Origin of the sequence: Rhodopirellula sp. JB055 (assembly GCF_043100905.1) — a bacterium.
Lineage (GTDB): Bacteria > Planctomycetota > Planctomycetia > Pirellulales > Pirellulaceae > Rhodopirellula.
Window position 1 is genome coordinate 1 of sequence record NZ_JBICHO010000166.1, and the last position, 9,145, is coordinate 9,145.

Consider the following 9,145-nt stretch of genomic DNA (forward strand, 5'->3'; position numbering starts at 1 on the left):
GGGGGGGGGGGGGGGGGGGGGGGGGGGGGGGGGGAGGGAGGTGGGGGAGAGGGAGAGAATTGTAGGGATAAGTACAAGGAGGAGTGGGGGGAGAGAGTGGGGGGGGGGCTGAAACAGCGGTGGGCAGGGGGGCGTCGGAGCCGATGGAGGGGTCAGTCATGCTGTCAATCAAGAAGGGGGGAAGATGCCGATTGTGACGATGGAGCAGAAAAAGACGCGAGAATCGGTTCTGCGGACCGCATCGGTTCGGCCGGCGTCAGTCTATTTCGATGTTCGCGCATGACAACTGAGTTCGTGAACGCCTGTGGGCTTTCTGGAGAGTGGTTGTGGGTCGATTCAGAGCTGCTTTGGCTGGAAAACCTGCCAAAACGGAGCTTTCCCATGGTGGGGTGGCAGTTTGACTCAGGTCGGCGGGGGCGGATCCTGCCAGGTGCTATGGGAGAAATTCGCGGGAAAAGCTACTCTGGACTGGTCGCAGGTCACTCGAAAAGGCTCCTTGGAGCCGGAAAATCATGGCGGTGTGGACTCGGCAACAGAGCGTCGTCGTTTCGCCACTGCGTTCAATGGATGGAATTGAATTTCATTGGGGGATTCTGGCGGCGAGCGGCTGCGTGGCGCATTTCGTGCTGCATGCTATCAGGGTGGAAGTGGATTCTGCCGTTGCCCGGCCTCGGATGAGGCGGTGTCGACCGAGAGTCCGCTCTTTGCTGATCACTGAATTTACTCGCCGGCGTCCGTCGGCATTGATGGAACGACGACTCATGTCTTTAGCCGGTCCGATGATCGATCTTCGCCGCTACGCCGACCGCGAACACTTGTTGCTGGCATCCTACGCGATGCACAGTTCTGACACGGCGGGGCGAATTCATCCGGAAGAACCGCACGCTTACCGAGGTCCCTACGGACGCGACCGTGACCGCATTTTGCACAGCAGTGCGTTTCGACGGTTGTCGGGCAAGATGCAGGTTTTCACGGGCGAGATGGGCACCTACCACCGAACTCGTTTGACGCACACGTTTGAAGTCGCGTCGGTGGCCCGCACATTGGCTCGAGTGTTGCGACTGAATGAGGATTTGACCGAGGCGCTTGCATTGATGCATGACATCGGCCACCCGCCATTTGGACATTGCGGCGAAGACGTGCTGTCGGAATGCATGCGTTCGGTCGGCGGTTTTTCGCACAACCAATTTGCGCTGACAATCGTTCAAGAGTTAGAGCAACGCTATCACGCGTTTCCAGGGTTGAACCTGTCCCAGGAGACTCTGGCCGGACAGGACACCCGGGCGCACAAGGCCGAGGCCGCGGTGGGGCATGCACCGTTGTTGGAAGTTCAGATTGTGGATGCGGCGGACTCGATCGCGTACGACGCTCATGACATCGACGACGCTTTGCAAATGGGACTGCTGTCGATCGACGCGCTGTCCGAACTGGCGATTGTCCGTCGCACCTTGCAGCGTGTCCGCGAAAAAGCGGGGCAGTTGCCGGTGGGGCCGCTGCGTCAATTGTTGGTGCACGAGCTGATTGATTTGCAGGTTGGCGATCTGCTGCATGTTTCGATCGAGCGGTTGCAGAACGTGGAGGGCTTGTCCGCCGACGCGGCCTGCCAAGCGGGAGTCCGCGTGGGGCATTCGCAAACGATGGCGTCGGAACGAGCCGAACTGGAAAGCTTTTTGTTCGAGGCGGTCTATCGGCACGCTCGGTTGATGCCGGTTCGCGAGGCGGCGGCTGATCGGGTGCACACCTTGTTCGAGGCTTTGAAGCGGAACCCCGATCGATTGCCGATGCGGTTTCGGCGGCGACTCGAACACAAGCCCAGGGAACGGGTGGTTGGTGAGTACCTGGCAGGCATGACGGACCGGTTCTGCGATCAGCAATTCTTGGTGTTGCAGCAATCGATGAATGGGCCCTTGTCGGATTGGTGAGCCGCTGAGAACCGTGATTGGTGCACCGAGTGGGCATTCAAACGACTTCGGTTGGCGATGCGACCTGAACACATGGTGGCTTCTGCCAGTCAGTTTGCGTGGATGGCAGCGGTTTTTTGTTGTCTTTCTTGCGTAAAACGCCGTGTTTTACGGTTCAAACGAACCCCCTGGGCGTTCCAGCGGTAGCATCTACACTGAGAGCCTCTCTTTCCGTCCCCCGTTTTTGCTGAAGCGGCGTTTTGATCAACGTCGCACCCACCATGGCACTGATTGTCCTGCGATTTATCTTTTTGCTGTGCGCCGGAGGCGTATCGGCAATCATCAACACTTCCCTGCCCAGTGGTGGATCAGAGGCTTTGCCGTGGTTGACCTTCGTCGCCATCATGGGACTGGCAGTGGGCATCGTGGTGCTGGACATCTATGTCCCGCGAAAACGGATCGACACGATCACCTCGGTTTATTTCGGGGTTCTGGTCGGTGTGCTGCTAACGTTCATTCTGACAATCGCTGCGGCACCGTTGATCGAGCTGACCAGCAACCTGCGAGTGTTCCAGTTGGTGGTCGGTTTGGTGCTGTGTTACGTCTGCACGTCGGTGTTGTTGCAAACCAAAGATGACTTTCGGTTTCTCATTCCCTATGTGGAATTTGTCCGCGAAGTGAAAGGGTTCAAACCGTTGGTGCTGGACACCAGTGTGGTCATCGACGGCCGCATCGCAGACTTGGTCGCCACCGGGGTTTTCGACAACCAACTGATCATGCCGCGGTTTGCATTGAGCGAACTGCAGGCGATTGCAGACAGCAGTGACAAATTGCGTCGCACGCGCGGTCGGCGTGGACTGGACGTGTTGAATCGTTTGCGAGCTGACGAGAACGTGGATTTGCAGATCTTCGATCGCGAATTGCCTGAATTGGCAGGACAAACGGTCGACTTGAAACTGGTCTTGTTGGCCAAGCACCTGGAGGGCAAAGTTGTCACCGGCGATTACAACCTGAATAAGGTCGCGAAAGTCCAAGGCGTTCCGGTCATCAATCTCAACGAGATCAGCAATTCGTTGCGACCGGTGTTCTTGCCCGATGAGTCATTCCGGTTGCGAATCATCAAACCCGGTGAAGGGCCTGAGCAAGGCATTGGGTACTTGGACGATGGCACGATGGTGGTGGTCGAAGGTGGCCGTCACAAGATCGGACAAGAGATTGATGTGCGAGTGACCAGCACGCTGCAGACCAATGCTGGCAAGATGATTTTCACCAAAGTCGACGGTCGCTAAGACCAGTCATCGATCGGCCTGAAAGACAATTGCGTCGCGGCGATGGTCCATCGCGACGCCCAGGGGATTCAACGCGAATTCCCAAACGATCTCTCTGAATTTGCTCTTAAGAAACCAGACATGGCAAAAAAGAAAACAGCGCCCAAAGTATTCGAATACGTGGAGCCGATCGGCGATCGGGTGCTAGTCCGAAAAGACGAACCCAAGCGAGAAACGCGAGGCGGGATCGCGCTTCCCGATGCGGCTGAGATCCCAACGATCACGGGTCGGATCGTGACGATCAGCACCGTGGTTGAAAACGACGACGAGTTGCCTCTGCGGCAGTACGACAAAATCCTGTTCCACCCTAAGAACGCGATTCCGGTGGATTTGGAACACGACAATCAGTTGTTTGTGGTTCCCGTGGATGACATCGTTGCCGTTTTTCGACGCGAATCCCCGGAAGAGTGAGTCGCGTCGGCGGATACCTTGGCCGCCGTGGTGACTTCGTCGGGATCACCTGCTGTGCTCGACTACGAAACCAGGCCTTCGGTGACGCTCATGAAGACGTCTTCGAGCGTCGGGTCGCGGTCATAAAACGATCGCATTTGAACGCCTTGAGCGATCAGGTGATTCAGCAACGTCGCCAATCCCGCGTCGTCGGTTTCCAATTCGGCGATCACGCGATCGGGACGCAGTTCCAGGTCTCGTAGCGCGGGGCTGCTTCGCAGGATCGAGATCCCGGCTTCGGCGTTTTCGGTGAAGGCAATTTCGACCGTTCGATTGCGACGGATTTTGCGATACACCTGATCGATGGGGCCGCTCATCAGCAGTTGGCCTCGCTCGATGATTCCGATCGAGGTGCAACAGTCAGCCAGTTCAGTCAGGATGTGGCTGCTGATCAGAATGGTTTTGCCCATCCGACGCAGTTCTTTCAAAAGCGCTTTGACTTCCACTCGGGCTCTCGGGTCCAAGCCGCTGGCCGGTTCGTCCAAGATCAGCACGGGGGGATCGTGCACCAGGGTTTTGGCCAAGCACAAGCGTTGCTTCATCCCCCGTGACAGCCCGTTGACGAAATCGTCTCGTTTGTGACCCAGGTCCAGCAGTTCGAGCACGTTGTCGATGATCGGTCCGCGTTGTGAGCGGGAGATGCCGTAGGCGACGGCAAAGAAGTCCAGGAACTCCCACACTCGCATCCCGTCGTAAACACCAAAGTTGTCGGGCATGTAACCAATCGCTCGACGAACCCCCATGGGATCGTTCATCACATCGCAACCGGCCACTTCACCGCGTCCGCGAGTGGCTCGCAGCAGCGTTGCCAAAAAGCGAATCGTGGTGCTCTTGCCTGCCCCGTTGGGACCGATGAACCCAAACGTTTCACCGGCGTCGATTTGAAGGTCGATGGATTCCACCGCAGTGAATTCACCGTAATCTTTGCCGAAACCTTCCAGGGTGATCATGGTGCTTCCTTCGAGGCGTCTGGTTCTTCGATGGTGGATAAGTTCGGCGATTCTTGCTGGCGGTTCTGCTTGTCTTCTTCCAGTTCGGTCGTGCGAGGTTGGAAGTCTTCCGCCAGGTTTTCGTCGGGCTGAGGCGAAGGCAGGGGCGGGTATTCCAAGTGTGCCAGGACGATCGTGTCAGCGTCCACTTGGTTGCACCGGGGCGAGATTTCTAAACCTCCCCAAGCGGGGCTCTCGTTCGCATCGGCTTGCTCAGGAGGGATGCTGGCAAGTCGTCCGAGCAAGCGGGTCGTGCCCGGTGGAATGAGGGTGCTTGTCAGGATTCGCTGCATGCACAGCCCGACTCCCGAATCCATGTCGGAAGGGACGCGGATTTGCTCCGCCGGTTGATAAGACAGTGACGGTGATTCGCCTGGCGAGACGCCTCCCAGAACCGCGATCTCGATGTCGGAAGTGGCGTTGGCTCCTGGCAAACGTCGGATGACGTAGACATCCGACAGATCCAAGTTGGAGTCGTTTTGCAGCTTGCTTCCGTCTGGGGAGAGCGAGAGCGATCCGCCGATCGGGACCATTTGCTCGGTGTGCACGGCGCCGAAGGAGTTGCTGCCGACCGCGATGCCATCCAATCGCGGTCCTGCGTCAAAACCAAGTTGAAGTGTCAGGTCATCGGAGTCGAACATATTCGCGTTGCGTGAGTCGGTTTTCCGAGACGTCAGCATGGTGATTGCGGCGTCAGGAGTTTCGAATTGGACGGAGTAGTTGCTGGCCAAGGAGTTGTAAAGCGCGATCGTGCGAGTCAGGTGCCCGCGATCGTGTTCCCGTGGGATTTCCAAGAACGCCAATTCGTTGCGACTGCGTGCGAAGCCCATGTCCAGTTGCGCAGCACGCGCGATCATGAAGGCGCCCACCAGGGCAATGGGGATCATTGCGAGCCAAGCCCACTCGAGTCGCCCCATCCATCGGAAGATGGCGTAGTTCAGTGGAATCAAAACGATCAAGTAGATCAGCAGGCTCTTGATCACCAAGGATGAATCGGGAATGGTGACTCCGATTCGTTGTTGCAGCGAGTTTCGAAACGACGTCATCACGGGGCTGTCGTCTTTCCAGCCGCCCACGCCGCTGACCGGGTGCAGCAAGGTTTCCGGTTCCAGTCGGTTGCGGTAATCGTTGGGGGTGCGGAGTGGGGCGCTCTCCGTATCGCTGGGCGGTTTGATGGTGTCTGATGCCGCCTCGCTGGGAGGTGTTCCCAATCGCATGTCACGTGCGAACAGTCGAAATCGCGAGTTGATGGATGGCGGAACGTCTTCCAACGTCATGCCCACCAGCTTTTGTTCGAATGACGGCAGGTTGAGAGTGGCAGCCATTTCTTCCTCGGCCACCGTGTCAATTTCGTCCTCGATCAGGAATGGTCCAGGGCTGATTGGGCGATACGAGTCGACTGCCGAGCAACGTCGTGGCGGTCGGCCGAGCACGGCACTGTTGAAGAAGCTGTCGTAGGATTTCCACGCGGTCATCCATTCGCTCAGCAGGTCAACGCGGCTATGAACGATTCGTCCACGCCCAATTTGTCGCTGGTAGACCAGGTCGCCGTCACCCAGAGACGTTGCCTCGGGAGCAGGTTGGCCAGCCACTGCCACGGTGCTGTTGTCGTTGGTCAATCTGGCTTGGATCGCCGGCAGGGATTTGTCGGTGGCGACTTGGTGTGATTTTAAGAAGGCAATCGCGTTGTCGCTGTTGATTTCTTCATTGCCGTCCGCCTGAATCGGCAGTAGCGATTTCAGTTGTGTGTCTTCGATCGCGTCCGTTGCCGACGGACCGTTGACCACCAAGGTGCCACCGAAGTGCACCCAATCCAGGATCGCGTTTCGTTGTCCGGGTGTCAGGGCGGACGATGTCAGATCGTCCCAGAACAGAACCGCGGTGGAGGTCCAATCCAACATCGTTTCGGACAGTGGCAAGACGCCTTGGGTGGGCGGGATGACGACGCGGTAGTTTTCTCGCGGGCGATAGTATTCGTCGATGGCTCGCAGTGGTTCGACCCAGTCGGATGTTTGCAGCCGCGTGAATCGCTCGGACCGTTCGGTCAGCACCACAAAGAAGAAAGACTGGGTTGGCAGTGCGGCAAAGCTGCTTGGTCGAAGCGGTACGGAGGAACCGCTGCGGGAGGAAATGAAATCGCCGTCCAGTTCGATGCCCGTTACCAGCTTGCCTCCAGCTTCGGGGGCGAGGGCTCGAGTTTCCAGTTCGCGGCGTTGGCCGCGTGGCAGCACAGCGGGCCGGCGGACTTGGAAGGGTTTGCCGATTGTTCGAGCGGAGGCTTCTTCCAGGTCTTGTTCGATTTGCTCCTCGACCGCGAGGTCGGTGAACGCGTCGACCGGGCGAGTGATTTTCGTTTCGGTTTGGATCGCGCCGCGTTCGTCTTCGTGGTTGCTCTTCAACGCAACTCCGGCCGCGAACCAGTGGCCCGGTTTGATGGCACCGTCTTTGGCGCCTTGGGTTCCCGCGTCGGGGCGGGTGGCTGGGAAAGCTTTGGCGGAGCTGATCGTGAAGGGGGGGAGTTTCTGCTGCTCAAGTTCTTCTTTGAGGTCCGCCTGTTCAGTTTGGCGGCATCCGTCGCAGCCAGCGAGCAGAGGCACCAACATCAGCCACGCAAACCACTGCCATGGATTGGGAGGCGATGCTGGTTTCATCATGGGGTCTCAATCGAGAGGGGATGGAAGCGGAGAGGGCTCGAAGGCGTCCTTCACCATCCCATTACCATATTGGATTCGATCGCGATGCGGGCTTGTTCGAGGTCGCAACCGGTTTCCATTCGGTACAAACGAATCGCGTTGACTTTGTCGCCCGCCGATTTGCTCAGGCATTCGCGAGCCGTCATGCACGGGTCGAGTGTGCGGTCGGTCAGTCCCAAGGCGCCTTTGCTGATCACCCAGGAATCGCGGGGGCGTTTGGTGAGCCTCATCAGCTCGTCTTCTGGGTAGGCGTCATCGACGACTTCACGAGCCGCGTCTTCGTTTTCAGCCCAAGTGATGATGATATGGGCATCCGTTTCAATTTCGAACAAAGGCATGGTGGAGACGTTCGTTGGAGGGAGAGGAGCCGCGACGCAGCATGCGTTTGCTGGACCTACATCCTAGTCCACGTCGCGACCGGGCTGTAGGTCCTTGGGCCGTTTTGCTTCCCGCCGTCGCCGAGGGCGGTTAGAGTGGTCGCCGTTTTGCTGTCTCTCCCTCCGCAACCTAGGAATTGCCGTGAAGTGTTGGAACCGACTCGGTCGAAAGCTGTTGGTAACCCATTTGGTGTTTTGGACTGCGTGCGTTTTGACGTGCTCGATTGTGAACGCCGAGGGTCACCAGGATTTCGTTGAGTTGTCGGATGGCAAGTCCTTCGCCGGCTGGGAGCACGGTGGGAACTGGCGAATCGAAGACGGGGCGTTTTTTCGTGCTGCTGGCGGTGGGCCGCTCACCTACAAACGCAGTCCCGTTCCGGATGACTTTGAGCTTCGGTTCGAATGGAAGGTCTCCAAGGGGTGCAACAGCGGAGTGTATTACCGGCCGGGGCAAGTCGAGTATCAGGTGCTAGACAATGTGGGCAGTCCGTATGGAGAAAACCCGCGGCAAGCAGCAGCTTCATTGTTCTTCTGCATGGCGCCGTCCAAGGATGCGACGCTTCCCGTGGGTGAGTGGAATCGTGGGCGGGTGGTCTGCAAAGGGACCGTGATTCAGCATTGGCTCAACGGTCAAAAGGTTCTGGACTTCGACTACACCGATCCAAAGTGGGCAGAGATGGTGGAGTTATTGGCCATCCGGGGCGGCGATCTCACTGGTCGTGGAGGCGAGCTTTGGCTGCAGGATCACGGTCAACCGGTTTGGTATCGCAATCTGCGTTGGCGAGAGATTCCAGACGATGAGCTCCTCCACCCGTCGCCTGATTTTGAGCCGATGGCGATTCCATCGGGGGCATTGGCGAAGGAGCAGAAGCGTGTGCAGGCAATGCTGGAAAAAGCAAAGTCGAAGTGAGGCCGCGAGCGGAGGCGGCGAGAGTAGAACAGTTGTCCCCAACTGTTCGCGTGTTGGGGGGGAAATGTCGAGTAGTGTTGCGCGATCGCGATCGATTTTAACGACGGGGCTGCCGAGTGGCCTGTTGATTGCATCCTAACCCGACGCGTCAGCGAGGGACCACGTGCCATTGCAACGAGTCGGTGGGTCCCTCGCTGACGCGTCGGGTTGTGAATTCGAGCAAGTCGACAAACCGCTCGTCGTTGGAGAATGGCGCAGCGGGACAATGGAGGGCAACTGTTCTACTCTGTTTCGAGTTGGACTTTGGCGGAGCGAGAGTAGAACAGTTGTCTTCAACTGTTCGCGTGTTGGGGCGGAAACTTCGAGTCGTCGGGGGCGATCGATTTTGCCGACGGGGCTGCCGTGTGGCCTGTTGATTGCATCCTAACCCGACGCGTCAGCGAGGGACCGCGTGCCATTGCAACGAGTCGGTGAGTCCCTCGCTAACGCGTCGGGTT

7 protein-coding genes are annotated in these 9,145 nt (G+C 58.1%); 4 read left to right on the plus strand and 3 right to left on the minus strand.

Annotation, left to right across the window (positions count from 1 at the left end; translation table 11 throughout):
• Positions 1-779 precede the first annotated feature (779 nt).
• From dgt to ACF8AM_RS06870, 3 genes are all read left to right on the plus strand, one after another.
• The gene (gene dgt, locus ACF8AM_RS06860) at positions 780-1,922 is read left to right on the plus strand and encodes a dGTP triphosphohydrolase (RefSeq protein WP_392554918.1); all 1,143 of its coding nucleotides are present in this window, start codon (positions 780-782) and stop codon (positions 1,920-1,922) included.
• A 260-nt stretch (positions 1,923-2,182) separates the two neighbouring features.
• Positions 2,183-3,190 carry a PIN/TRAM domain-containing protein gene (locus ACF8AM_RS06865; RefSeq protein ID WP_392554912.1) on the plus strand — a complete coding sequence of 336 codons (1,008 nt, stop codon included), beginning with the start codon at positions 2,183-2,185 and terminating at the stop codon, positions 3,188-3,190.
• Between the two features lie 120 nt (positions 3,191-3,310).
• Entirely contained in the window at positions 3,311-3,640 is a 330-nt protein-coding gene (locus ACF8AM_RS06870) for a co-chaperone GroES (RefSeq protein ID WP_392554913.1), read from the plus strand.
• A gap of 62 nt (positions 3,641-3,702) precedes the next feature.
• Here ACF8AM_RS06870 and ACF8AM_RS06875 read toward each other — a convergent pair whose 3' ends face one another.
• The 3 genes from ACF8AM_RS06875 to ACF8AM_RS06885 are packed head-to-tail and all read right to left on the minus strand — an operon-like array spanning position 3,703 to position 7,699.
• Positions 3,703-4,629: an ATP-binding cassette domain-containing protein gene (locus tag ACF8AM_RS06875; protein WP_392554914.1), complete on the minus strand. Its 927-nt coding sequence runs from the start codon at positions 4,627-4,629 to the stop codon at positions 3,703-3,705.
• The gene (locus ACF8AM_RS06880; RefSeq protein WP_392554915.1) at positions 4,626-7,322 is read right to left on the minus strand and encodes a hypothetical protein; all 2,697 of its coding nucleotides are present in this window, start codon (positions 7,320-7,322) and stop codon (positions 4,626-4,628) included. Before ACF8AM_RS06880 ends, ACF8AM_RS06875 begins: the two co-directional genes overlap by 4 nt.
• Positions 7,323-7,372: 50 nt before the next feature.
• A complete protein-coding gene (locus ACF8AM_RS06885) occupies positions 7,373-7,699 on the minus strand; it encodes a DUF6793 family protein (protein ID WP_392554916.1) in 327 nt (108 codons plus the stop codon).
• 181 nt (positions 7,700-7,880) lie between these two features.
• Here ACF8AM_RS06885 and ACF8AM_RS06890 point away from each other — a divergent pair, with 181 nt between their 5' ends.
• Positions 7,881-8,648, plus strand: coding sequence for a DUF1080 domain-containing protein (locus tag ACF8AM_RS06890; RefSeq protein WP_392554917.1), 768 nt, complete (start codon positions 7,881-7,883; stop codon positions 8,646-8,648).
• The last annotated feature ends 497 nt before the right edge of the window (positions 8,649-9,145 follow it).